The sequence below is a fragment of the Gordonia lacunae genome (assembly GCF_002149015.1).
In the GTDB taxonomy this organism is placed as follows: Bacteria; Actinomycetota; Actinomycetes; order Mycobacteriales; family Mycobacteriaceae; genus Gordonia; species Gordonia lacunae.
Map to the genome: position 1 here is coordinate 69701 of NZ_NGFO01000018.1, position 24713 is coordinate 94413.

The following is a 24713-nucleotide window of genomic DNA, read 5'->3' on the forward strand; positions in this document are numbered from 1 at the left end:
GCGCCATCGCGCGCCAGAGTCTACAAGGGGGAACTCAGTGTCCGAAGACCACCAGTCCGTCTGGGGTGCCTCGCGATTCGCCCGTCCCGGCGACGGTTGGGCCGACGTCGGCCGCGGCTTGGCCGAGGTTGCCGCCGCGGTCAGCGATCATCACCACGGCGCCCCGCTGCCGAGCGGCGACCCCGTGGCGGTACTCGGCGGGGTGACGGCTCTGCTCGGTCCGCACGGAATCCCCGAGACCGGCATCGGCGAAACCGAGGCACTGACCCGGCTCGCTCGTCTGGTGGCCGAGTTCGGTCTCGACCTCACCCACCCCATGGCCGCGGCACATCTGCAACCCGCTCCCCTGTCGGTGGCGGTTGCCGCGGACGCCCTGGCCTCGGCGACCAATGCCTCACTCGACACCTATGATTCGGGCCCGGCCACGCTCGCGCTCGAGACCTGGACTGTCCAGTCACTGGCACGCATGGCCGGATTCGGCGAACACGCCGGCGGCGTCTTCAGTCCCGGCGGATCGATCTCGAACCTGCTGGCGCTGATGATCGCCCGCGATCACACGGCCGCACGTCGCGGTGTCGACGTCCGTCACGACGGCGTCGGCGCGCTGCATCGCCCGGTCGTCTTCTGCTCGCGGGTCGCCCACTTCTCGGTCCATCGTGCCTGCGCGGCACTGGGACTGGGCGAGTCCGCGGTCATCCCGGTCGACGTCGACTCACACCACCGGATGATCCCGGAGGCCCTCGAGGCAGCGATCCGGGAATCCGGACCCGCGACCCCACTGGCGATCGTCGCCACCGCGGGCACCACCGACTTCGGCACCGTCGACCCACTCGGGGAGATCGCCGACATCGCCGAGCGTCACGAGATCTGGATGCACGTCGATGCCGCATACGGATTCGGTTCGCTGTTCTCCGACCGCCTCGCCGGGTTGCTCGCCGGCGTCGAACGCGCCGACTCGATCACCCTGGACCTCCACAAGGTGGGTTGGCAGCCGGCCGCCGCGAGCCTCATGCTCCTGTCCGACGCGGATCGCTTCGTGTCCCTGAATCGCTCGGTGGCCTACCTCAATCCGGACGACGACGTGGAGGCCGGATACAGCGGGCTCCTCGGTCAGACCCTCCAGACGACCCGGCGTCCGGACGTCCTCAAGGTCGCGACGACCCTGCTCGCCTACGGGCGCCGCACCCTCGGCGAGATGCTCGACAAGTGCAACGACCTCGCGCTGTACGCCGAGCAACGTGTCGCCACCGAGCTGCAGCTCGAGCTCGTCGCGCCGGTGACGCTGACGACCGTCGTGTTCCGCTACCGGTGCACCGATCTCGACGCGGTCAACGGCGAACTGCGGCGCCGCCTGATCGCCGACGGCAAGGCCCTCATCGGTCGGACCCAGGTCCGGATCCCGGGCGAGGACGAGCCGCAGACCTGCCTGAAGCTGACCCTCCTCAACCCGGAGACCTCGGAGAGTGACATCGACGAGCTGTTCGACGAACTCCTGCGGGTCGCCCTCGAGGTGGAGTCCGAAGGCACCGCCGCACCCGGCGCGGAAACACACAGTGAAGAAATGGTGAGAGTGTCCGAATGACCCCTGTTGAGAACGTAGACGTACTGGCGATCGGTTGCGGCCCCTTCAATCTGGGCCTCGCCGCACTCGCCTCGACGCTCGACGACGTGAACCTCCTCGTCGTCGACTCGCGGGACGAGTTCCGCTGGCACCCGGGCCTGATGTTCGACGATGCCACCCTGCAGGTGAGCTTCCTGTCCGATCTGGTGACGCTCGTCGACCCGACCCACCCGCTGTCGTTCCTGAACTACATGGCCGACATCGATCGCATGTACCGATTCCTGGTGCGCGAGGACTTCTTCCCGACGCGCATCGAGTACGAGGCATACCTTCTCTGGTGCGTCTCCCGGCTCGACTCACTCCGATGGAGCACCACGGTCGACGAGGTGACCTGGGACGCCGAGGCCGATGCATTCCGAGTGACCATGCACACTCCGACGAGCTCCTCGACGGTGATCGCGCGCCACGTGGTGGTCGGAATCGGCACCGAACCCTTCATCCCGCAGGCACTCTCATCGGATTCGCCGGCCGTCGTCCACAGCTCCGAGTACCTGTTCAACCAGGAGAAGGCGCTTGCCGCCGACACCGTGACGGTCATCGGTTCCGGCCAGTCGGGTGCCGAGATCGTCATCGATCTCCTCGAGGCCAACCTGCGCGGCGGCCCCGCCGTGCGATGGTGGACGCGTACACCGTGGTTTGCACCGCTGGACTTCACGAAGCTGTCGCTGGAGATGACCACGCCGGCCTACATGGACTACTTCCACAGCCTTCCCGAGGCGGCGCGTGACCGGGTTCGCCCGCAGCACTGGCAGTTCCACAAGGGAATCTCCACCGATTCGCTCGAACGGCTCCACGACCTGCTGTACCGGCGTCAGCTGCAGGACAAGCTCAACCCGGTGCAGCTGCGGATCTCGGTCGAGGTCGACGGCGTCGACACCCTCGCCGACGGCAAGCTCCGGGTGCGCGGCCGCCACCTCGACACCGGTTCCGAACTGGCCCACACCACCGACATGGTCATCGCCGGCACCGGTTACCAGGCGCGCAAGGCAGACTTCCTCGCCCCGATCGAGTCTGCGCTGCACCGCGATTCGCGAGGACGGCTCGTCATCGGCGCCAACCACGAGATCGAGACCGACGACGCCCTGACCAACCGGATCTTCGTCGCCAACGCCGAGGAGCACGCGCACGGCGTCTCGGCCCCCAACCTCGACATCGGTGCGGTCCGCAACGCACGCATCCTCAACACCGTGCTGGGCCGCGAGGCCTACCGGCTGCCCAAGCACACGGCGTTCACCAGCTTCGGCGCCTCGGACGACGACGACATCGTCACGTCCTGATCGACTCCCCCCACGGTCGAGAGACCTGCTGCGCCCCTGTTCCCCTGAGGTGCGAGGAGTGCAAGCGACGAAGGAGCGCGTCGAGGTCCACGCGCCCCGAAGGGCCCGATGACCCAGAAAACGAACTCGCCCTCCGCATTCCGCGGAGGGCGAGTTCGTCAGACCGAGATCAGTTGGATGCCGCTGCGAGCGACGGCTTGAGCAGATCGAGGACGTACGGGATCGAGTTCGGCGTCGGTGCGTTCAGGCCGGTGATCTGTGACTGGGTCATGAACGTGACGGCGTCGTCCTTGACCGCCTTCAGGTTCTTGTACCCGGGCAACGACCGTAGGGTCTCTGCCTGCTCGGGGGTGGCGGTGGCCACGACGAGCACATCCGCGTCGAGCATCGGGATGTTCTCGGTGCTCAGCCCGAAACGCGGCTGGCCGGTCCGCTGGTACTCGGCGACGAGCTTGGGAGCCATTTTCATACCGAGCGAGGTGAACAGCTTTCCGGCTCCGTCATTTTCATCACCGAGAACCGACAGCTGATCGTTGCCGTACATGAAGGCGAAAGCATAGGTCTTGCCCTTCAGGCCCGGGTACTCCTCGGACACCGCCGCGATCTTGGCGTTGGTGTCGTCGATGATCGACTTCGCCTTCTCCGGATCGTGCAGCACCGTACCCATCACGGTGACCATGTCCTGCCAGGGATCGATCTCCTGGTCGCTGATCGCGTTCACCGTCGGCGCCAGCTTCGAGATCTGCTGGAATTCCGGGCTGTCCGACGCGAAGCCCGGGGCGAAGATCAGATCGGGATTCAACTTGGCGATGGTCGTCGCGTCGTCACCCTTGGTGGGGTCGATGAACGTGGCATCGGCCAGTTTCTCGCCGTACCACGGCTGCATCTCGCCGGTCGCCGACTTCGAGTAGTCGTAGTAACCGACCGGGGTCTCACCGAACGACAGCACGACGTCGGTCCACTGGTCGCCCAGCGTGACGATCCGCTCAGGGGTGTTCGGGATCGTGACCTGCCGGCCGTCGGGAAGGTTGAGTTGAACGGTGCCGCCCGCGGAGTCGTCATCCGAACTCGAGCAACCGGCCAGCAGGCCCGCGAACAGGAGTGCACTCGCGACGAGTGCGCCCAGGCGATGTCGTGACGTCACGTGAAGATCCCCCAATGGGTTGTCGATGTCGTCCGGCGGACCGGACAGTGTGTGTGCCCGGCTGTCAGAGCGAACAGGGCAGCAGGACGAATCCCGCGATGGTGCAGACGCTTCGGTTGGACAGCTTCCACTTGTTGCCGCTCCACACGAACGTCATCGACCGATTCTGGCTGCCGCGGCCGACCACGCTGATCTGCAGCGGCGCGGTCAACGTCGTGCCGCTGACCTGGACGGGTCCGACCATCTGGTAGCTGAGCCCGACGTTGCCGTAGGTCGTGATCGCGCGGGCGACGAGGTCGATCTGGCGCAGCGCACGCTCACCGCCTTCGAGCTCGGCAGCCCGCGCGGCGCGGCTGCCGTTGGAGTTCATGACGATCCGGACCTTGGTGTTGAGCTGGCCCGGGGTCAGCGCGGTGGGTCCGGCGGCGACGGTCTGCTGCGGCGCGGCAGTGGTTCCCGGTGCCGGCGCGGCTTGGCCGGGAGCCGGTGCGGCGCCCTCACCGGCAGGGCCGACCGGGCCGCCGATGGCCCCGCCGCCCTCGGGCACGTTCTCCGTCGGTGCCGCTGCCGGCGCTCCGGCGGGTGCGGGCTGGCCCGGGACCGCGCCCGGCTGCTGGCCCGCGATGCCCTGCTGGGGCAACGCGGTCTGCGCGGCACCGAGATTGACGACGGTCGGCTGCGCGGCGCTGGCAGAGTCGTTGCGCTCGCTCACCACGATACCCACCACACCGATGGTCACGACGATCGCGGAGATGATGGCGGCGACGCCTGCCGACGCCAGCACGGTCGGGATGCTGACCCCGCCCGACCGACGCGACGAACCCGCATCCGGTTCGCGGTAGTCGACCCCGGACTGGTAGTCGACCGCCGACGGGTCCTGGTAGTTGACGTCGTTGCTCATGTTGATCTTTCTCCGTGTATGTCTTCGCCCCCGCCGAGCCGACGGCCACCTGTATCTTGCAGCCCTCGGACATCGGATGACAAGGCAAGCCTAAGCTCGCTCTCCCGTCAGGTCGACGGGAGGGCCTCCCGCAGCACTTCGTCGAGCGTCGCCACGAACCGGTCGGCGTAACCGGGTAGCGCCTGTGCGTCGGTGACGACGCCGAACGTGGTGGTGTGTCCGAGGATCAAGGTCGTCACCGACAGCGAGTAGCCCGCAAGCGGTGACAACGGCGTCAGTGTGACGATCGACTTGCCCAGCACCGACCGCACCCGGGAGAAGCCGGGGTTGATGCCGATGTGGATGTCGGGATGCATGTGTGACATCGACGCGTTCACGATCGCGCGCTGCAGACCCCACAGCGGGGCGCGCGGCAGATCGTCGGCCGCGGCCAGGTACAACTCCGGCTTCCGGGTCGCGATCGTCTCGAGTTCGCTTCGCGCGCGGCCGATCTGGCGAGCGAGGTCGGGCTCGTTGCCGAGCAGGTTGAGGAGCGCCACGGACACGGCGTTACCGGTGTGCCGGAACTCGTCGTCGAGGGTCACGGGCAGCGTCACGCGGACGACGTCGGCTTGGGGGGAAGCCGGCGGGTTGAGGCTGATCGCCCGCCCGATGGCGGCGAGCAGGAACTCGTGGACCGTCGCGTCATTGCGTTTGGCCGCCTTGCGCAGGGTTCGGGTGGAGGCGGAGAAGAGGGCGTACCCACGCTCGCCCGACTTGGTCAGCGCCGGCCAGGCCCGCTTCTTGCCACCGCCGGCCGCGTGCTGATCACCGTAGGCGGCCTTCGCCTCTTTCAGCTCCTCGGGATCGATGCCGCTGATCCGGAAGCGCGGGCTGGTGGCGAACCGCTCGAACTCGGCCAGATCCGCGGGCTCGCCGTCGGCGAGGAGCGCGGCGAACGCGGCGCCGGCGATCCCGTCGGAGACGCTGTGGTGCACTCGCAACAGGACCCACTGTCCGACACCCTCGGCACCGGCCGACGGGGTGAACAGCGTGATGTCCCAGAACGGACGCGGGCGAGGCAGCGGCGACTCGAGGAGCTTGGTCACCCGACGCTGCAGGTGCGCGCGGTCGGTGAACCCCAGCTCGGTCACGTGCTCGCCGGCGTCCCAGCTGTCGTCGGCGAGCACCACCTCGGGCTTGCGCCAGCGCCCGTTACGGATTCCCAGCCGAAAGATCTCGAACAGTCCGGACCGCTCGCGGACCCGCGCCCGCACCTCGTCGACGCCGAGCAGGTCGCCGTCACCCTCGAGCTGCAGGATCATCGACCAGTGCATCGGTGCGCTGTCGGAGTCCATGTGCAGGTAGGTGTGGTCGGGAGGCGCGAGTTCGGTGACGCGCGCATCGACCGGTGCCTGGCTGGCTGGGCTGTTCATGTGTGGACCGCCTGGTGGGTGGGAGGGTGTCTCGGGTGCTTCAGGACGCCGGCGAACCGGGGCCGTGGAGTTCGGGATCGACGAACATGGCCTGGTATCGCGCGGTGTCGGGCTTCATCGCCGCGGCGACGAGCTCCCACAGCACCTCGTCGGTGCCGCCGCCGACACGGGCCAGTTTCATGTCCCGCCACCACCGGCCGATCGGGGTCTCGGTCTCGAGGTAGCCGATCCCGCCGAAGATGTGCAGGCACTCCGACGCGACCTCCTCACCGAGATTGGCGGCCGTCGCCTTCAGCGCCGCGGCGGTGCGGAGGTTGATCTTGCCTTCGGCGGCGACGCCGGCGAGCGAGTACCGCAGGACGTCGACCCTGGCCTGCAGATCGGCGACGCGCAGGCGTAGAGCCTGGTGATCGTAGAGCTTCTTGCCGAACTGGGTGCGCTCCATCATTCGGGCGAGCGTCACCCCGATCATCACCTCGCAGGCGGCGGCGATCTGCGCGGCCACCGAGTACCGCTCGTGCGCCAGTCCCCAGCTGATGATCGCCAGGCCGGTCCCCGGCCGGGCGATGAGCGCCTCGTCCGGAATCCAGGCGTCGATCGTGACCGGCGCGGTGTCGAGTGGTCCGGCGCCCAGCTTCTGGTACGGCTCACCCACCGTGACCGACTCGATCGGCACCGCGGCCAGGGCGACGTTGCCGCCCACATCAGGACCGTCCTCGGACCCGCGGCAGACCACGAACACGTGATCCGCGATCGGCGAGAGCGACACGAACTTCTTGTGCCCGACGACTCGAAAGCCGCCGTCCTCCGGGAAGATCCGGGTCTCGGAGTTCTGCAGATCCGACCCGCCCTGCTCCTCGGAGGCCCCGATGCACAGCACGGTCTCAGCGGTCAGCGCACGCTGGGCCAGATCCTTGAGGTAATCGTTGCGGCCGAAGCGGCGGAGAATCGCGATGGCCGAGTCGTGCAGGCTCACCCCCACCCCGATCGCCGCGGAGCCGAGCGCACCGAGGTGGGCGCCCAGCGCGAAATGATCGTGAAGGTCGGTGAACTTGCGGTCCTCCCACTTCCGGACGAAGACGCCTTCGGACCCGAGATGCTCGAGAAGGGGCCGTGGGAACCGGTGATCCCGTTCAGCCTGCGCCGTCCACGATGTCACCCGCTCGTCGAACGCGGCGTCGAGCAGTTCGGCGTACGTCTGCACCGGTGTGTCCACACTCATGTCGGCTCTCCGTCGTCTCAGGCGGGGGTGCCGGCCTTCGACCGGATGAGGTCCTCGAGGTCACCGACGGTCTTGGACTCGAAGAGCTCCCGCTCCGACAGCTTCACGCCGAGACGCTCCTCGATCGCCACCACGCCGATGGCAAAAGCCACCGAATCCAGCCCCAGGTCGTCGATCAGCTTCGAGTCGCGGCTGACGTCCCCCAGCGCGAGGTCGAGGTCTTCTTCGAGGATGCCGCGCAGGGCTTCGGTGATGTGGTCGGACATGTGGTGACTCCTGAGATGGGGGTGTTCGGTCGAAAGTATCGGGTGATCAGCGCGGAACCACGTACGGGGCGACGCTGCCGAGCTTCTCGCAGGTCTCGGTGAACTCGCGCTCCGGGGTGGACTGCGCGACGATCCCGGCACCTGCGCGCAGCCACGCACCGTCCCCGGAGGAGAAGATGGTGCGCAGCGCGAGGGTGGCCTCGAGCTCCCCGGTCGATGCCGCGGTGAGGATCGCACCGGAGTACAGGCCACGACGCCGCGGTTCCAGGCGGTCGATGGCCTCGACTGCCGGAGTCTTGGGAATCCCCGACGCGGTGATCGACGGGAAGACGACTTCGAGTGCACGCCAAGGTGATTCGTGATCCGCGAGAGTTCCGCGCACGGTCGAGGCGAGATGTTGCACGCTGCCTCGTTCGCGGACCTCCATGAACTCGCTCACGGCGGTGGTGTCGTCGGCCGCGATCGACGAGATCTCGTCGAAGCAGGCACGCACCGACATGGCGTGTTCGGCGATCTCCTTGGCATCCGACAGCAGGTCGGCGCGGGCCGCCGCGTCCTGATCCGCCGAGACGCCGAAAGCCCTTGTGCCGGCCAGCGGTTCGGTCACCACGGTCCGATCGTCGTGCACGGCGACGACGAGCTCGGGGCTGAAGCCGGCGGCCTGCAGGTCGCCGAGCGAGAGCAGGTAGCTACGGGCGGGATTGTTGTCGGCGCGACCACGCGCATAGGTCGCGGGGATGTCCACGTCGAACGGGATGTCGACGGCGCGCGAAAGGATCACCTTCTGATACCGGCCGGCTTCGATCTCGGCGACAGCGGTCGCCACCCGGCCGCGGTAGTCATCCGGGTCGGACTGGACATCGACCGGTCGGGACTGGGCCGAAACTGTTGCTTGCGCGGCGATCTCGAGGAGACGACGGGCGCGATCGGCGTCGACGGACCCGGTGTCGACCCCGTCGGCATCGACGGTCACCTCGAACTCGGGGACGATGAGGTGCGCCAGGACGGTGTCGTCCGGAACACGGTCGAGGATGCCGTGATACGGCGCGCAGAAGTCGAAACCGACCCAGCCGTAGACCCGCCAGTCCGGGATCGACAGCGAAGCGGTCGCGGCGGCGAGGGCGTCGGCGGGGTCGCCGTGCCACGGCGTCGTCGTCCGGTCACCCGCATCGTCGACGATGACCTCGCTTCGTGTGACGACGACCCGAGCACGGACGCCGGCCGCGAAGGTCCATCGCCGGTCACGCTCGTAGACGACATGATCGCCGAACTCGCCGGAACCCGCCCACGCCGCCGTGATCCGTGCGGCGTCGGACTCACCCAGCGGCGAGGCAGGCGCGAGCAGATCGACGAACTGCGCGGCGTGCGATTCGGTTGTCAGCGACATGTCCTTCGTTCCTCCGGTCCTGATGCACTCGAGCACCGATGATCATAGGGAATCTTAGGGCAGCCTAATCAAACAACCCCCCACGGGTCGAGAGCGGATGCGCCGTCCCGTATCGACCGGTAAGGTTACCCTATCCTGGCTGTGTTTGAATGAACTCATGCCGACGCACCTCGACCACGTGACCGATCTGCTCGACGGTTTCACCCCTCACGCCGACGCGCAGGCCCAGAACTACCGGGCAGCGGGGGTCTTCCTCGGCCGCCCGCTCGTCGCGGCCCTCGACCTCGCCGCCGAGCGCTCCCCCGATGCCCCCGCGGTGACCGACGCCTCCACCGACGGTCCACGCACGCTCACCTACGCCGAGTTCCGCGCCGCCACCCTTCGCCGGGCCGCCGGATTCGTCGATGCCGGCCTGCGGCCCGCCCAACGAGTCGTGCTGCAGCTCAACAACTCCCTCGACTTCGCCGTGACCCTGTTCGGCCTCCTGCGCGCGGGGATCGTGCCGGTGATGACGCTGCCCGCGCACCGGATCACCGAGATCGCCCATCTCGCGGCCGGCGCGGGCGCGGTCGCCTACATCGGCGAGGACGGCCGCCGCGGGTTTGACTTCCGAGACCTCGCGGCCGATCTGCAGTCGCGGGTGCCCGACGTCACCCAGGTCTTCATCTCCGGCGATCCGGGCCGGTTCGCGGCACTGCCCGACGCCGAGACCGCGCTCCCCGACGACCCCGACCCAGCACTGCCCGCGCTGTTCCTGGTCTCGGGGGGAACCACCGGCCTGCCCAAACTCATCGCGCGCACCCACGACGACTACGACCTCAACGCCCGTCTGTCGGCCGACATCGCCGGTCTCACCGCCGACGACACCTACCTCGTCGCACTGCCCGCCGCCCACAACTTCCCGTTGAGCTGCCCGGGAATCCTCGGCGTGCTCGGCGTCGGCGGACACGTCGTGTTCGCCGACAACCCCAGTCCGGACAACACCTTCGACCTCATCGAACGGCACCGGGTCACCGTGACCGCACTCGTGCCCGCCCTCGCGCAACTCTGGTGTGCGGCAACCGAGTGGGAGCCCGCGGACATCAGTTCGCTGCGCCTGCTGCAGGTGGGCGGCGCCAAGCTGGCCCAGCCCGACGCCGTCGCCCTCGACGCGGCACTCGGTGATGTCGTCCAGCAGGTGTTCGGCATGGCCGAAGGCCTGATCTGTTACACCCGTCCCGGCGAACCGCGCGACCTGGTCCACCAGGTCCAGGGTTCACCGATGTCCGAACTCGACGAGGTTCGGGTGGTCGACGAAGACGGGGCCGACGTCCCCGACGGCGTCGAAGGCGAACTGCTGGTGCGCGGGCCGTACACGATCCGCGGGTACTACCGCGCCGCGGCGCACAACGAGAAGTCGTTCACACCGGACGGGTTCTATCGTTCCGGCGACAAGGTCACGAGGCTGGCGTCGGGCCACCTCGCCGTGACCGGACGCATCAAGGACACCATCGTGCGCGCCGGCGAGAACGTCGCCGCGGACGACGTCGAGGAGAACCTCCTCGCGCACGACTCGGTGCGGCAGGTCGCCGTGGTCGGCCTCCCCGACGACGCGCTCGGCGAGAAGATCTGCGCGGCCGTGGTGCTCTCGCACGAGCACCCCCCGGCCCAGCCGCTCGAACTCGCGATGATCCGGACTTTTCTGGCCGAGCGCGGACTGGCTTCGTTCAAGCTGCCCGATGTGGTCCGCGTAGTGACCACGCTCCCGGTCACCGCGGTCGGCAAGATCGACAAAAAGGTGCTCCGCGAGACGCTGCTGGCGGGCCCGCCCACGTCGTGATGAGGTGCGGGGAGCGCAAGCGACCCCCATTGCTCCCTAATCCGAAAGAACCGTATGACCCCTGCTCCCTGAGGAGCGCCCGGAGCTTGCGGAGGGCGCGTCACGAAGGGTCTTGGCGAGACGAGCTTGCGAGACCCTTCGTGACGCTCGCAAGCTCGCTCCTCAGGGAGCAGTGAATGTGGTCGCGCACCGAGCACGACGGTTGTTTCGTAGTCCACGACGGCCGCCGGGCCGCAGAAACTGAGGTGCGAGGAGCGCAAGCGACGAGCCACGAAGGGTAGGCGAGGCACGTCACCATGCCCTTCGTGGCTCGCTTCGCTCGCACCTCAGGGAGCGGAGGCGGGCTCGCTTTCTCCCTCAGGGGCAAGTCGACACGCGGCTCACACCGGCGCGAGGGTCACGATCCCGGGATGGCTGTCGAGGTAGCGCTTGGTGAACGTGCACACCGGTCGGAGACGGGCACCCTGCTCGCGGGTGTAGTGCACCACGGTGCGGGTGAGGCGGGTGGCGAGTCCGTGTCCGCTGTATTCGTCGTAGAGCACGGTGTGCAGCACGGTGATGGTGGTCTGACCGTCGACCGTCTCGGTCGAGTAGCCGAGTACGCCGACCAGGTCGCCGGCGACCCAGAGCTCGAACCGGTCACGGTCGGGGTTGTGCACCACCTGCGAGATCTGTTGCAGAATCGACTTCGCCGACTGTGGTGGTCGCTGACGATGCTTACGTAGCACCCGACCCTCCTCACCTCTTGATCGCGGACATCCGACCACCGGCGGGCGCCGGCCGCGGCTCGACACCCGCACCTTCCTGTGATCCGGGTCACACGGTACCTTACGGAACCGTAACTGCCGACCCCGATGTCGCCGTCGTCGCAAATCGATACGGTTCACGGCCACCCCGGCCATGCGCCCCGCCGATCCGAGGTAGGGTGGCTGCCGCACGACAACTACACACCGCGGGGGCTCTCACGATGACCGAGGGCTGAGATGGCGACGGGCGGTCGCCGACCGCTCGAACCTGTCCGGGTAATGCCGGCGTAGGGAGACAAGCCATGGGCACACGTGTATCCGCCACACGCGACAGCAGCGCACCGGCCGATTCCGGTTTCCTGACCCTCGGTCCGATCGAGGGCAGCACCAAGCACTACCTCTCGGTCGACGATCTGCGCGTGCCGCAGCGTCGCATCCACCTCACCAACGGTGAGCATCTCGACGTCTACGACACCTCGGGGCCGTACACCGACCCGTCGGCGCACATCGATGTCGAGAAGGGCCTCGCACCCACTCGCGACAGCTGGCACCGGCCCGACCCGATCGACGGCGCGAGCACCCAGCTCGCCTGGGCGCGCGCCGGGATCGTCACCGACGAGATGCGGTTCATCGCCGCCCGGGAGGGCGTCGATGCCGAACTGGTCCGGTCCGAGGTCGCGATCGGGCGCGCGGTGATCCCGGCGAACCACCGCCACCCCGAATCCGAGCCGATGATCATCGGGAAGCGGTTCGCGGTGAAAGTCAATGCGAACATCGGTAATTCGGCGGTCCGCAGCTCCATCTCCGACGAGGTCGAGAAAATGGTGTGGGCCACCCGATGGGGCGCCGACACCATCATGGACCTCTCCACCGGCGCAGACATCCACACCACCCGCGAGTGGATCATGCGCAACTCGCCGGTGCCGGTCGGGACCGTACCCATCTACCAGGCACTCGAGAAGGTCGACGGCGATCCCGCCTCACTGACGTGGGAACTGTACCGCGACACCGTCATCGAGCAGGCCGAACAGGGTGTCGACTACATGACCGTCCACGCCGGTGTCCTGCTGCGCTACGTCCCGCTGACCGCCAAGCGCATCACCGGCATCGTGTCGCGCGGCGGTTCGATCATGGCCGCCTGGTGTCTGGCGCATCACCGAGAGTCGTTCCTGTACAAGCATTTCGACGAGCTGTGCGAGATCTTCCGGCGCTACGACATCACGTTCTCCCTCGGTGACGGCCTGCGTCCCGGGTCGATCGCCGACGCCAACGACGAGGCGCAGTTCGCCGAGCTCCGCACTCTGGGCGAACTGACCACGATCGCCAAATCACATGGTGTGCAAGTCATGATCGAGGGCCCGGGGCACGTCCCCATGCACAAGATCGCCGAGAACGTGCGCGTGGAGGAGGAGCTGTGCGAGGAGGCGCCGTTCTACACCCTCGGCCCCCTCGCCACCGACATCGCACCCGCGTACGACCACATCACCTCGGCGATCGGCGCCGCGATGATCGCCCAGGCCGGCACCGCGATGCTCTGCTATGTGACACCGAAAGAGCACCTGGGACTACCGGACCGCGACGACGTCAAGATCGGCGTGATCACCTACAAGATCGCCGCCCACTCCGCCGACCTCGCCAAGGGGCACCCGCGGGCTCAGGAGCGCGACGACGCACTCAGCAAGGCGCGCTTCGAATTCCGCTGGACCGACCAGTTCAATCTCGCCCTCGATCCCGACACCGCCCGCGCGTACCACGACGAGACGCTGCCGGCGGAGCCCGCCAAGACGGCCCACTTCTGCTCGATGTGCGGGCCCAAGTTCTGCTCGATGCGGATCTCGGCGGACGTCCGCGCGTATGCCGAGGAGCACGGTCTGGTCACCATCGAGGACATCGACCGAACGATCGCGGAGGGCATGGCGGCGAAGTCGGCGGAGTTCGCCGAGGCCGGGAACCGCGTGTACCTCCCCCTCGAGACCGTCGGCGGCGCCTGATGCGCACAGTCGACGAGAATCAACGCCCAGTCAACGCAGAAGGACGCCCAGTCGACGGAGTTCACCGCACGGTCGACGAGCAGGGCTTCGTGGGACTCCCTGTCGCGCAGCCCGGCTCCGTGCCGAAGCGGGTCCTGACCATCGCCGGTTCGGATTCGGGTGGTGGCGCGGGAATCCAGGCCGACATGCGTACCTTCGCCCTGCTCGGGGTGCACGGGTGCGTCGCGGTGACTGCGGTGACCGTGCAGAACTCGTTGGGCGTCAGCGGATTCGAGGAGATCTCACCGCAGACCGTGGCGGCGCAGATCGACACGGTCGCCGGTGACATCGGGGTCGCCGCGGCGAAGACCGGGATGCTGGCGTCGGCGCCGATCATCGAGGCCATCGTCGAGCAGTGCGGCCGGAGCGGCATCGGCCGAGACGCGTCCGTCCCGCTGGTGGTCGACCCGGTGTGCGCGTCGATGCACGGAAACCAGCTGCTCGCCGACTCCGCGCTCGACACGCTGCGCCACAAGCTGTTCCCCCTCGCCACGGTGGTGACCCCGAATCTGGACGAGGTCCGGTTGATCACCGGCATCGAGGTCACCGACGCCGATTCGCAGCGCGACGCGGCCAGGGCACTGCTCGATCTCGGACCGCGCTGGGCCCTGGTGAAGGGCGGGCACCTGCGCGCGTCGGACCGGTCCCCGGACCTGCTCTACGACGGTGAACACTTCATCGAACTCAGTCATGAGCGCATCGACACTCCGCACGATCACGGTGCCGGTGACACCCTCGCCGCGGCGATCGCGAGTGCACTGGCACACGAAAGTCCGGTCCCCGAGGCAGTCGGTTTCGCAAAGGACTGGGTGACGCGCTGCCTGGCCGCCGCCTATCCGCTGGGCGCCGGTCACGGTCCGGTCAATCCGTTGTGGCGACTGCGCGCCGGCCCTGCGGATTAGCCACCGTTCGGCCACTCCGCGTCACTTCTCCCATCCGATGTCCTCGATCGGGCCGATGTAGAACTGGCCCGCACCGTAGTTCGCCAGCCCCTCCTTCACCGCCACCATGGCGGGACCGTTGAACAGGGGCAGGTTCGAGTATTGCCGGAAGGCCTCCTGTTCCACCCGGTTCCCGGCGGCGATCTGTGCCGTCGGGTCGCCGATCTGCGCCATGGCCTCGATCTGCCCGTCGAGTTCAGGTGTCCCCGCTCCCGCGGGGTTGAATTGCGAGTCGCTGCACCAGATCTGACAGAAGTAGGCCATCCCGAACGGATCGCTCGAGGCGAAGCCCATCATGAACAGATCGAATTCCTTGTTCACCACGACCGTCGAGAAGTCCGACGACGGGCGTTGCGTCACGACGAGATCGATGCCGACCTTGCCCAGGATCGCCTGCAGGGCACGGGACAGGTTGGCGGTCGTGGTGTCGTCGCCGATGTTCGGCAGGGTCAGTGAGAGTCGCGCGCCGTCCTTCGTCCGGATGCCGTCGTCCCCGCTGCGCCAGCCCGTCTGATCGAGCAGCCGCGAGGCACGATCGGGATCGTAGGACACCACACCGGCGAGATTGTCCCGATAGCCGGGCTGGAACGGATACAGCGACAGTGATCCGGGAAGTTCCTCGGTGTAATCGAGACCGGTGAACCGGATGCGCGCCAGAGTTTCCCGGTCGATCGCCGTCATCACCGCCTCGCGCACGATCCGGTCGGCGAGGATCGGGGCGTCCAGGTTGAGGGCGAGCAGGGCCTGTTGGGGTGATGCGGCCGTTCGGATGTCGATCCCGTTCATGGTCAGCACGCGGGCACGGGCATCTTTCGTGGCCACTCCGGCCACGTCGATCTCGCCGTTCTGGAAGGCGTTGAGTGCGGCCTGCGACTCGAGCTGACGGAACACGCGCCGGTCGAGTTTGCCCGGCTTGCCCCACCATTTCGGATTGCGCTCGAAGACGACCGTTCCCGCGTTCGGGTCGTAGGACGCGATCGTGTACGGCCCGGCTCCCCATTCGGCGTGCGGGTTCGTGACGTATCCCTTGTTGTAGGTGTCCGGAGAGGCCGCCTTCGGATGCAGCACCAGATTGAACAGACCGTCCGGCCACGCATACACGCCGTCGAATCGCACGACCGCCTGCCGATCGTCGAGTCCCCTGGTGACCGAGGCGATCTGGCTGTACCCATCGGTCGAGCTCACGATGTAGCGATCGTCGATTCCCCTGCTGGTCCGCCATGTCTCGACGAAGGCCCGATAATCGATGGGCGTCCCGTCGTTGAAGAACGCCTGCGGATTGATCGAGTACGTGACCACCGTGTCGCCGTCGACGATCTCGGTGCGGACGTCGGTGAGGTAGTCGGGGTTCGGTGAATACTCGCCGTCCGGCGAGAAGTAGGCCAGATTCGGGTTGTACCACCGCCACAGCGCCAGCGTGTACGCCGAGCCATCGGCGTGGAAGGTGTTCCATTGCGGAGAGACCTCGGTGATGGCGGTCGTGAGACTGCCGCCGTCGCGCAGGTTCTCGCGTGGCTGCGGATTCAGCGACGCACCGCCGGTCGTCACCGCTGAGGTGTCGAGCGCGGCGCCGCATCCCGCGACGGAACCCACCACCAGCACCAAGGCCGACAGGAGGATGCAGAAATGTTGTCTCACGCCGGTCTCCCTGGGCCGAAGTCCTGTCCGGCGAAATGGCAGGCCGCGCGGTGATCTTTGTCCGGGTCCTGCCCGGTGGTGCGCAACCCGGGGACGACCGTGCGGCAGCGTTCGCGTTGCGGGTCGTCGAGTTCACGATGCAACGGACACCGCGCGGCGAAGCTGCATCCGGGGATGTCCTCGGTGGGGCTCGGTTGTTCGCCCCGGAGCACGATCGGTCGGCGCTCGCGTTCGATACGCGGATCGGGGATCGGGACCGCCGACAGCAGAGCCCGCGTGTAAGGGTGCAGCGGTTGGGTGAAGACGCGCTCGGTGGGCCCCTCTTCGACGATGGCCCCGAGGTACATCACCGCGATCCGGTCCGCGAGCTGGCGCACCACCGACAGATCGTGCGCGACGACGAGATAGGCGACGTCACCGTCGGACTGCAACCGGCGGATGAGGTTGACGATGTCGGCCTGCACCGAGACGTCCAGCGCGGACAGCGGTTCGTCGAGGATGATCAGCTCCGGATCGGTGGCCAGGGCCCGCGCGATGGCCAGTCGCTGTTTCTGCCCGCCCGAGAACGCGGCCGGGAAACGGTCGGCGTGGACGGGGTCGAGTCCCACCCGGAGCATGAGATCGGCGACGGTGCTGTCGGTCTCGGACTTTGCGCGGCCGAGCGCGCGGAGTGGTTCGGCGACGATGTCGAAGGCGGTGAAACGCGGATCGAGAGCGTCCGAGGGGTCTTGGAAGACGATCGACACCTTCCGGCGCAGCGCACGTGCGGCACGCGAGCGCACCGACGCCGGGTCGACCCCGCCGATGCGGACGACACCGGCCGGCTGATCGAAGTTCATGATCTCGAGCAGGGTTGTGGACTTCCCGCTTCCCGATTCGCCGACGATCGCCAGCGATTCGCCGCGTCGGAGGTCGAAGGAGATCCCGTTGACCGCGCGGACCGACCCGGCACGACGTCGGAGCAGGCCGCGGGTGAGGGGGAAGGCCTTGACCATCTGCTCGACCTCGAGAACTGTTGCCGCCGCGTGATCCTCGTCGTCCCGGGGGTTCGGGCCGGATGGCACCGGCGCCGGGAGCGGAGCGAGCGGGCCGAATGACACCGGCGCCGGGAGCGGAGCGAGCGGGCCGTAGACGGGGTGGCCGCCGATCCGTCCGTCGGCTCCGATCTCGTCGGCACGGATGCACGCGGCGCGGTGCACGGCCGGCGTGTCGTCACCGGCACTGTCACCGCCCGCACTGTCATCACCCGCACTGTCATCACGACGGTCGTCATCCCCGGCGAGCGGCAGCAGTTCCGGTTCGGTGTGGAGGCATTCGTCGATCGCGAGGGGGCATCTCGGCGCGAACAGACAGGCGTCGTCGGGGTCGATGAGGACCGGTGGCGTGCCCGGGATCGGCGTGAGCGCGTCTGTCCGACGGTCGACGCGCGGGACCGCACCCAGCAGCCCGATCGTGTACGGCATCCGCGGGCGGACGAAAACCGGTTCCACATCCGCGGTTTCGACGGCCCGACCGGCGTACATCACCACGACGTCGTCGGCGTTGCCTGCGACCACCCCGAGATCGTGGGTGATGAGGAGCATGGCGGCGCCGGTCTCCCGCCGCGCGGTGCGCAGCACCTCGAGGATCTGCGCCTGGATCGTCACGTCGAGCGCCGTGGTCGGCTCGTCGGCGATGATCACGGCGGGATCGTTGGCGATGGCCATCGCGATCATCACCCGTTGCCGCATGCCACCGGAGAGTTCGTGCGGGAAGGCCCTGGCCCGCCGCACCGGATCCGCGATACCCACGAGATCGAGCAACTCGACCGCCCGTGCCCACGCCTGCTTGCCGGAGATCTGGCGGTGGGCACGCAACGCCTCGACGATCTGGGCGCCGACGGTGAACACCGGCGTGAGCGCCGACAGCGGGTCCTGGAACACCATGGCGATCTCCGAACCCCGGATCGCCGAGAAGTCCCGATCCGGCAACCCCACCAGTTCACGGCCCCGCAGGGTCACCGAACCCGAGACCCGCGCGGCGTCGGGCAGCAACCCGAGAACGGCCAAGGCGGACACCGACTTGCCCGAACCCGATTCGCCGACGAGCGCCGTCGTCCGACCGGACCGGAGCTCGAAGTCGAGGCCGCGGACGGCGTTCACCGTGCCGGCCTCGGTGTCGAAGTCCACCCGCAGATCGCGGACCGCGACGACCGCCGGTTGCACGACGGAGTCGACGGCGGCGATCATCGCCCGGCCTCCCCGGTCGGGCGGGATCGACGGGTCGACGCCCGCGAGGTCGGGTCGAAGGCATCGCGCAACCCGTCGGCGATCAGTGCCATCGACACGGTCAGCAACGACAACACCCCGGCCGGAAACCAGAACAGCCACGGGGAGGCGGCCAGCGTTCCCGCGCCGGCCTGCAGCAACGACCCCAGGGTCACGTCCGGGATCTTGACGCCGAAACCGAGGAAGGACAGACCGGTCTCGGCCAAGACGGTGGCCACCACGCCGAGCGCGAAGTTGACGACGAGGAGCGAGGCGATGTTGGGCAGGATGTGTCGTCGGATGATCGTCAGCGGTGATACCCCGAGATAGTGTGCGGCGGTGACATAGTCGCGTTCGCGTACGGTCACCGCGAGCGAGTGGATGACCCGCGCCAGCATCATCCACCCGAACGCGATGAGCACGACGATCAACCAGCGCCAGTCGCCGGCGGTGCTGTTGGAGACCAGCGCGAGGATCAGGAACGTCGGCACGACCAGCAGCAGGTAGACCGCGCCGAGGATGATCCGCTGTACCCACCCGCCGAAGTACGCGGCCAGTCCGCCCAGCACCGCCGCGATCGCGGTGGTGCCGATCGACACCGACAACGCGATCGTCAGCGACCGCCGGAGTCCGTGGACGACCTGGGCGTACAGGTCGTTGCCCGCGTCGTTCGTGCCGAACCAGTGCGCACCGTCCGATCCCGACGTCGTCGGCGGGAAGCCGATCGCGAGGAAGTCGGTGTCGGTGTAGGAGTACGCCGTGAACAGCCCGCCGAACAGCGCGAACAGCACCAGCAATCCGAAGATGAGCAGTCCGAGCATCGCGGAGCGGTTCCGCCGGTAGCGCGTTGCCAAGATCGTCGTCCGACCCGCTCGACGCCGCGCGATCGGCACGGATGTGGTGTCGGACTCGGCAAGCAGGCCCCCGGCCTCCCCCATGATCGGCACGGTGGCGTCCTGGTGTCCGGAACTCCGACCGCGTGGTTCAGGCGGCAGCATCGTCATGTCAGTTCACCCGCACCCTCGGATCGAGATAGACGACCGCCAGATCCGCCAGAATCGCCCCGACGGCCGTCGCGAGGGCGCCGAAGGCGGCCACCGCCACGACGCCGTGGACGTCGTTGGTGTTGATGGAGGTCACGAAGTAGCGCCCCATGCCCTCCCAGCCGAAGATGGTCTCGGTGAGCACGGCGCCGGTGAACACCGCCGGGATCGCGAAGGCGACACCGACCGCGACCGGGATGATGGCCGTGCGCAGGGCATGTCGGCGGACGGCGACACCACGGGTGAGCCCCTTGGCCCGCGCGGTCCGGACGTAATCGGCGTTGACGGTGTCGAGCACGAGAGAACGCTGCAGCAGGTGCAGACCGGCGTACTGCACGATCACGAGTGTGATGGTGGGCAGGATCAGGTGCTGGACACGGTCGAACAGCGTCGGGACGAAGCCCTCGATGCCGATGCTCGACGCGCCCGAGACGTAGACGACCGTGTGTCCGACAGTCTGATTGAGTGAGATCGCGGCCAGCACGATCCCCAGCCCCACCACGGGGACCGGCAGATTGATGGTCGCGATCGAGATGAACTGCCACACCCGGTCGGACACCTTGTACTGCCGGAGGGCGGTGTACACACCCAGGGCGATGCCGACGATCGTCGACAGCACGGTGGCCGCCGCGAGCAAGTGAACAGACGACACCAGCCGGAAACCGATCTCGCTGTTGACGCTCTCACCGACGGGGGTCGAGCCCCAATCCCAGTGGAGGACTATCCCGGTCAGCCAGTTCCACCATCTCTCCAGGAGCGGTGTCTTGTCGTTCAGGTTGTAGGTCTCGAGCGAGGCGTCGACGACGCTCTCCGGCAACGGTGGTCGCCGGAGAGCGTAATTCGACCGCGGATCGAGAAACCAGGTCGCGAGAAAGTAGGTCAGGTTGGTCGCGACGAACACCAGTGCGGCCCAGGCAGCGAGGCGCCTGCACAGGTATCCGATCACTCCCGCTCCCGGACGTCAGGCAGCGCCGCTGAGGGCCTTGCTCTTCAGGTGTTCGAATTCCTGCGGCGTGATCGCGCCCGAGTCGAGCAGGTTCTTCGCGTCGGCGATCTGCTGGGTCGGCGTGGTACCGGCCACGGACCGGATGTATTCGTCGGATGCCTGCTTGGCCTCGCTGTAGGCCTCCCGCTGACGCTCGGCCATCCCCTTGCCCTTGGCCAGCAGGTACACGATGGCGGTGATGTACGGGAAGATGATCAGGAAGACCACCCACGCCGCCTTCTGCCAACCTGATGCGGCCTTGTCCCGGAACAGGTCGCTGATGATGTGCCACAGGACGATCAGGTAGGCGACGAACGCGAAGATGACGATCGTGTACCAGATGAAGTCCCAGAATGAATCCCACATCGGAGTGTCTCCCTTGTCTAGAAGAATCGGCGTGTTCCCGCCGAGCACATGAACCGATATGAGCATTACACAGCCGTGAGCTGGACACCTTGACGAACCGGAAAGATGTCCGTGAAATCGTGTGACAAGACATGACGGGCGCGAATCCGCGATTTCGCCCCGTGCGATCACAACCCGCGAAGGGCGACATGGACTCTCACACCGCGGTCTCCGACGTCGAGCTCGGGCTCGACACGTTCGGGGACATCACCGCCGACGCCGACGGCACCCTGCGCTCCGGCGCCCGGACACTGCGCGATCTGCTCGAGCAGGCCGTTCTCGCCGACGAGGTGGGCGTCGACTTCCTCGGTGTCGGTGAGCATCATCGCGACGACTACGCCGTCTCGGCACCCGAGGTCGTACTCGGTGCCATCGCGGCGCGCACCAGCCGGATGCGACTGGGTTCGGCGGTGACCGTGCTCAGTTCCGACGATCCGATCCGCGTGTTCCAGCGATTCTCGACGGTCGATGCGCTGTCGTCGGGACGAGCCGAGGTGATCCTCGGTCGCGGATCGTTCACCGAGTCGTTCCCGCTGTTCGGATTCGACCTCTCCGACTACGAGGAACTGTTCAGCGACAAGCTCGCCCTGTTCGCCGAACTGCGCACCGGCCGACCGGTGTCGTGGTCGGGTTCGACGCGCAGCCCGCTGCATACCCAGGCGGTCTACCCCGAACTCGAGAACCCTCCCCTGCCGACCTGGATCGCCGTCGGCGGAAGCCCGGAGTCGGTGGTGCGCGCCGCGTCGTACGGGCTGCCGCTGATGCTCGCGATCATCGGTGGCGACCCGCTGCGGTTTCAGCCCTACGTCGACCTCTACCACCGCGCCCTGCGCGAGATGGACAAGTCCCCGCTGCCCGTCGGTGTCCACTCACCCGGCCATGTCGCCGACACCGACGCCCAGGCACGCGAGGAACTGTGGCCGCACTACCGCGAGTACGTCGGGCGGATCGGCCGCGAACGCGGATGGCCGCCGCCGACCCGCATCGAGTTCGAGCGATCGACGGGGCCCGGCGGGTCGCTCTACGTCGGGTCGCCCGACACCGTTGCCCGCAAGATCGCGTCGACGGTGCGGGCTCTGGGCTTGAACCGATTCGATCTGAAGTACTCGCACGGCACGCTGGGTCACGCCGAGCTCATGCGCAGCATCGAGCTCTACGGGACCCGGGTCATCCCACGAGTGCGTGAACTGCTCAGCGTCGAGTCAGGGTGAGCTGGAAGTCCCCCGCGGGATCGGTCCACGCCGACACGACCGACAGGCCGGCCGCCTCGAGTTCGGACGCGAGCGCGCCGGGCTCGAACTTGGTGCTGATCTCGGTGTGGATCTCGGTTCCGGCCGGGACTCGCCACGACCGGCCCAGCGCGCCGAAGTACGCGTCGACGTCGCGGCGTGCGCGTAACCACATCTCGACGCGGTGCTCGTCCGGGTTCCACCGGGCGATGTGGTCGAAGTCGTCGGTGTAGAGCCCACGCGCATCGAGGCCGGCCCGCAACACCTCGATCATGTTCCGGTTGAAATCCGCCGTGACACCGGCACTGTCGTCGTAGGCGGCGACGAGTCGCCCCGTGTCCTTGATCAGGTCGGTGCCCAGCAGGAAGTAGTCGCCCGGCGAGAGCGAGCCGACCATCGCGCGGTAGAACTCCGTGCGCGCATCGGGATCAAAGTTGCCGATGGTACCGCCGAGGAACACCGCGAGACGCGGCCCGTCGGCGGGCGGCAGATCCAGGTCCGGCTCGGTGAAGTCCGCGACCACGGGCACCACGTCGATCCCGGGATAGTCGACGGCGAGCACTTCAGCTGTCGCGGTGAGCATCTCGCTGCTGACGTCGACGGGTACGTATGTCGGACGCTCCCCGCCGGCAGCGGCGTCCACGAACGCGTCGAGCAGCAGACGCGTCTTGGTCGACGTGCCCGAACCGAGTTCGACGATGACCTCCGCACGCGTGGCCGACGCGATCTCGGCCGACCGGGCTCGCAGGATCGCGGTCTCGCGGCGGGTCGGGTAATACTCGGGCAACCGCGTGATCTCGTCGAACAGCTTGCTGCCGCGTTCGTCGTAGAGCCACTTGGTCGGCAGGACCGGCGGCTGCTGCCACAAGCCCGAGAGTGCATCTGCGGCAAGGCCTTCGGTGGCCGTCTGCACCGGGGTGTCGCTGTCGAGGCTCATCGGGCCAGCCGCAGTCCCGAGAAGACCCAACGCGACGGCGCCGGGAAGAAATTGCGATAGGTCAGGCGCTCGTGGCCCGCGGGGGTCACCGCACTCGCCCCGCGCAGCACGTGCTGATCGGACATGAATTTCCCGTTGTATTCACCTACCGCCCCGTTGGCGGGAACGAAGCCGGGATAGGGCAGGTATGCGCTCGCCGTCCATTCCCACACATCGCCGATCATCGCCGAGCCGGCGCGGCCGGGATGACATCGCCCGGGATCGAGCAGGGCGCCACGCTGCGCACCCAGTGAGCCCGCGGCGATCTCCCACTCGAATTCGGTGGGCAGACGCGCACCGGCCCAGCGCGCATAGGCGTCGGCCTCGTAGAAGGACACATGCGCGACGGGCTCGTCCGGCACGATTCGCCGCCGGCCGGACAGGGTGTACGTGGTCCAGTCGGCGGGATCGGGCGAGCGCGTGCCGGTCTCGTCGCGCCAGTATCCGGGCGCCTCCCAACCGGTCTCGCGGATCGTCGCCCATCCGTCGGACAGCCAGAACTCGGCGCGCCGGTAACCGTCGTCGGCCATGAACTCCAGCCAGTCCGCGTTGGTCACCGCGCGGTCGGCGATCTCGAAGTCCTCGAGGTACACCCGGTGCCGAGGCCCCTCGTTGTCGTAGGAGAATCCACTGCCCACCGCGCCGGCCTCGACGACGCCGCCCTCGAACTGCCGCCAGCCCACCGGCGTCACGACGCCCGGTTCGTCGGGTTCGCGATCCACGTACACCGGCCCGAACGCATGCGTGGAGAAGAGGTGCTTGATGTCGATGAGCAGCAGTTCCTGGTGTTGCTGCTCGTGATTGCACCCCAGCTCGACCAGCTCGAGAGCGGCCTCGTCGAGGTCTCCGCGTTCGAGGCGGTCCACCATCGCCGCGTCGACGTGCTCGCGGTAGCGGGTCACGTCGCGCACACCCGGCCGGGTCACGAGACCGCGATCCGGACGCGGATGTCGTTCTCCCACAGCCTCGTAGTAGCTGTTGAACAGGTACCGGAAGGTGTCGTCGTAGACCGTGTAACCGGGGTCCTGCCGCAGGATGAACTCTTCGAAGAACCAGGTGACATGTGCGCGATGCCATTTCGCCGGACTGGCCTCGGTCATCGACTGCGGCGTCTGGTCCTCGGGCGAGAGCCGTTCGGCCAGCGTGTCGGTCAGAGCGCGGACGTCGAGAAAGCGGCGTGCGACGTCGGTGACGACGCGGTCGGCCGCGGGGATCTCGGCACCCGTGTCGGACGCGGAACCCGCGGACCCGGTGGATGGGGACTGGGGACGAACCGACGGTTCGGTGATGCTCACTGGAAAACCTCCCGTGGCAAGAATTGGAGCGATCGGCGACGACTTCGCCGATCTCCGCATCCATCGTCATGACGCGTGCCGTCCCTGTCAACGAACGCGGCCCTAACCGGTCCGGTCGAGCTCGTTC

General features: G+C 67.7%; 20 protein-coding genes and 1 riboswitch. Of the genes, 6 read left to right on the forward strand and 14 right to left on the reverse strand.

The window, feature by feature from the left end; all coding sequences use genetic code 11:
* Positions 1–37: 37 nt before the first annotated feature.
* Positions 38–1582 carry a pyridoxal phosphate-dependent decarboxylase family protein gene (locus tag CA982_RS16075; RefSeq protein ID WP_086536273.1) on the forward strand — a complete coding sequence of 515 codons (1545 nt, stop codon included), beginning with the start codon at positions 38–40 and terminating at the stop codon, positions 1580–1582.
* Positions 1579–2898 carry a lysine N(6)-hydroxylase/L-ornithine N(5)-oxygenase family protein gene (locus CA982_RS16080; protein ID WP_086536274.1) on the forward strand — a complete coding sequence of 440 codons (1320 nt, stop codon included), beginning with the start codon at positions 1579–1581 and terminating at the stop codon, positions 2896–2898. The genes CA982_RS16075 and CA982_RS16080 overlap by 4 nt, the downstream gene beginning before the upstream one ends.
* A 169-nt stretch (positions 2899–3067) precedes the next feature.
* Here CA982_RS16080 and CA982_RS16085 read toward each other — a convergent pair whose 3' ends face one another.
* The 6 genes from CA982_RS16085 to CA982_RS16110 form a co-directional block, all read right to left on the reverse strand.
* Complete coding sequence (locus CA982_RS16085; RefSeq protein ID WP_086536275.1) at positions 3068–4042, reverse strand: ABC transporter substrate-binding protein; 975 nt, start codon at positions 4040–4042, stop codon at positions 3068–3070.
* A 64-nt stretch (positions 4043–4106) separates the two neighbouring features.
* Entirely contained in the window at positions 4107–4943 is an 837-nt protein-coding gene (locus CA982_RS16090) for an MTB12 C-terminal domain-containing protein (protein ID WP_086536276.1), read from the reverse strand.
* 107 nt (positions 4944–5050) lie between these two features.
* Positions 5051–6358 carry a wax ester/triacylglycerol synthase domain-containing protein gene (locus CA982_RS16095; protein ID WP_086536277.1) on the reverse strand — a complete coding sequence of 436 codons (1308 nt, stop codon included), beginning with the start codon at positions 6356–6358 and terminating at the stop codon, positions 5051–5053.
* A 40-nt stretch (positions 6359–6398) separates the two neighbouring features.
* Positions 6399–7580: an acyl-CoA dehydrogenase family protein gene (locus CA982_RS16100; protein ID WP_086536278.1), complete on the reverse strand. Its 1182-nt coding sequence runs from the start codon at positions 7578–7580 to the stop codon at positions 6399–6401.
* Between the two features lie 17 nt (positions 7581–7597).
* Positions 7598–7846, reverse strand: a complete 249-nt coding sequence (locus CA982_RS16105; RefSeq protein ID WP_010844744.1) for an acyl carrier protein — start codon at positions 7844–7846, stop codon at positions 7598–7600.
* A gap of 46 nt (positions 7847–7892) precedes the next feature.
* On the reverse strand, positions 7893–9233 hold the full coding sequence (locus CA982_RS16110; protein WP_086536310.1) for a salicylate synthase: 1341 nt from the start codon (positions 9231–9233) through the stop codon (positions 7893–7895).
* Positions 9234–9390: 157 nt separating this feature from the next.
* On the opposite strand from CA982_RS16110, the gene CA982_RS16115 reads away from it, so the two are divergent.
* Positions 9391–11052 (forward strand): (2,3-dihydroxybenzoyl)adenylate synthase, encoded by a 1662-nt coding sequence (locus CA982_RS16115; RefSeq protein ID WP_086536311.1) that lies wholly within the window; start codon positions 9391–9393, stop codon positions 11050–11052.
* Between the two features lie 380 nt (positions 11053–11432).
* Here the strand turns inward: CA982_RS16115 and CA982_RS16120 are convergent, their stop codons facing one another.
* A complete protein-coding gene (locus tag CA982_RS16120; RefSeq protein ID WP_086536279.1) occupies positions 11433–11780 on the reverse strand; it encodes a GNAT family N-acetyltransferase in 348 nt (115 codons plus the stop codon).
* Positions 11781–11994: 214 nt separating this feature from the next.
* Positions 11995–12109, forward strand: a riboswitch (TPP riboswitch).
* Here CA982_RS16120 and thiC point away from each other — a divergent pair.
* Positions 12101–13789, forward strand: coding sequence for a phosphomethylpyrimidine synthase ThiC (thiC, locus tag CA982_RS16125; protein ID WP_086536280.1), 1689 nt, complete (start codon positions 12101–12103; stop codon positions 13787–13789). It overlaps the preceding riboswitch by 9 nt.
* An 89-nt stretch (positions 13790–13878) precedes the next feature.
* Entirely contained in the window at positions 13879–14730 is an 852-nt protein-coding gene (gene thiD, locus CA982_RS16130; RefSeq protein WP_086536312.1) for a bifunctional hydroxymethylpyrimidine kinase/phosphomethylpyrimidine kinase, read from the forward strand.
* A gap of 21 nt (positions 14731–14751) precedes the next feature.
* On the opposite strand, the gene CA982_RS16135 is transcribed toward thiD, so the two are convergent.
* Genes CA982_RS16135 through CA982_RS16155 form a run of 5 tightly spaced genes read right to left on the reverse strand, consistent with a single transcriptional unit; the run spans position 14752 to position 21047 of the window.
* Positions 14752–16407, reverse strand: a complete 1656-nt coding sequence (locus CA982_RS16135) for an ABC transporter family substrate-binding protein (RefSeq protein ID WP_086536281.1) — start codon at positions 16405–16407, stop codon at positions 14752–14754.
* Positions 16404–18635: a dipeptide ABC transporter ATP-binding protein gene (locus CA982_RS16140; protein ID WP_086536282.1), complete on the reverse strand. Its 2232-nt coding sequence runs from the start codon at positions 18633–18635 to the stop codon at positions 16404–16406. The genes CA982_RS16135 and CA982_RS16140 overlap by 4 nt, the downstream gene beginning before the upstream one ends.
* A complete protein-coding gene (locus CA982_RS16145; protein ID WP_086536283.1) occupies positions 18632–19657 on the reverse strand; it encodes an ABC transporter permease in 1026 nt (341 codons plus the stop codon). Before CA982_RS16145 ends, CA982_RS16140 begins: the two co-directional genes overlap by 4 nt.
* A 1-nt stretch (position 19658) precedes the next feature.
* A complete protein-coding gene (locus CA982_RS16150; protein ID WP_086536284.1) occupies positions 19659–20642 on the reverse strand; it encodes an ABC transporter permease in 984 nt (327 codons plus the stop codon).
* Positions 20643–20657: 15 nt separating this feature from the next.
* Positions 20658–21047, reverse strand: a complete 390-nt coding sequence (locus tag CA982_RS16155; protein WP_086536285.1) for an SHOCT domain-containing protein — start codon at positions 21045–21047, stop codon at positions 20658–20660.
* Between the two features lie 188 nt (positions 21048–21235).
* On the opposite strand from CA982_RS16155, the gene CA982_RS16160 reads away from it, so the two are divergent.
* Positions 21236–22297, forward strand: coding sequence for an LLM class flavin-dependent oxidoreductase (locus CA982_RS16160; RefSeq protein ID WP_086536313.1), 1062 nt, complete (start codon positions 21236–21238; stop codon positions 22295–22297).
* Here the strand turns inward: CA982_RS16160 and egtD are convergent.
* Both egtD and egtB read right to left on the reverse strand, forming a co-directional pair.
* Positions 22278–23252, reverse strand: a complete 975-nt coding sequence (gene egtD, locus CA982_RS16165; RefSeq protein WP_086536286.1) for an L-histidine N(alpha)-methyltransferase — start codon at positions 23250–23252, stop codon at positions 22278–22280. The two genes, CA982_RS16160 and egtD, sit on opposite strands and share 20 nt — an antisense overlap.
* Positions 23249–24586 (reverse strand): ergothioneine biosynthesis protein EgtB, encoded by a 1338-nt coding sequence (gene egtB, locus CA982_RS16170; protein WP_414962124.1) that lies wholly within the window; start codon positions 24584–24586, stop codon positions 23249–23251. The genes egtD and egtB overlap by 4 nt, the downstream gene beginning before the upstream one ends.
* Positions 24587–24713: the final 127 nt, after the last annotated feature.

Coding starts and splice junctions, on each gene's coding strand:
- CA982_RS16090 (WP_086536276.1), bottom strand. CDS start 4,943: ATGAGCAACGACGTCAACTACCAGGACCCGTCGGCGGTCGACTACCAG.
- CA982_RS16080 (WP_086536274.1), top strand. CDS start 1,579: ATGACCCCTGTTGAGAACGTAGACGTACTGGCGATCGGTTGCGGCCCC.
- thiC (WP_086536280.1), top strand. CDS start 12,101: ATGGGCACACGTGTATCCGCCACACGCGACAGCAGCGCACCGGCCGAT.
- CA982_RS16160 (WP_086536313.1), top strand. CDS start 21,236: ATGGACTCTCACACCGCGGTCTCCGACGTCGAGCTCGGGCTCGACACG.
- CA982_RS16155 (WP_086536285.1), bottom strand. CDS start 21,047: ATGTGGGATTCATTCTGGGACTTCATCTGGTACACGATCGTCATCTTC.
- CA982_RS16095 (WP_086536277.1), bottom strand. CDS start 6,358: ATGAACAGCCCAGCCAGCCAGGCACCGGTCGATGCGCGCGTCACCGAA.
- egtD (WP_086536286.1), bottom strand. CDS start 23,252: ATGAGCCTCGACAGCGACACCCCGGTGCAGACGGCCACCGAAGGCCTT.
- CA982_RS16105 (WP_010844744.1), bottom strand. CDS start 7,846: ATGTCCGACCACATCACCGAAGCCCTGCGCGGCATCCTCGAAGAAGAC.
- CA982_RS16100 (WP_086536278.1), bottom strand. CDS start 7,580: ATGAGTGTGGACACACCGGTGCAGACGTACGCCGAACTGCTCGACGCC.
- CA982_RS16140 (WP_086536282.1), bottom strand. CDS start 18,635: ATGATCGCCGCCGTCGACTCCGTCGTGCAACCGGCGGTCGTCGCGGTC.
- CA982_RS16145 (WP_086536283.1), bottom strand. CDS start 19,657: ATGACGATGCTGCCGCCTGAACCACGCGGTCGGAGTTCCGGACACCAG.
- CA982_RS16115 (WP_086536311.1), top strand. CDS start 9,391: ATGCCGACGCACCTCGACCACGTGACCGATCTGCTCGACGGTTTCACC.
- CA982_RS16110 (WP_086536310.1), bottom strand. CDS start 9,233: ATGTCGCTGACAACCGAATCGCACGCCGCGCAGTTCGTCGATCTGCTC.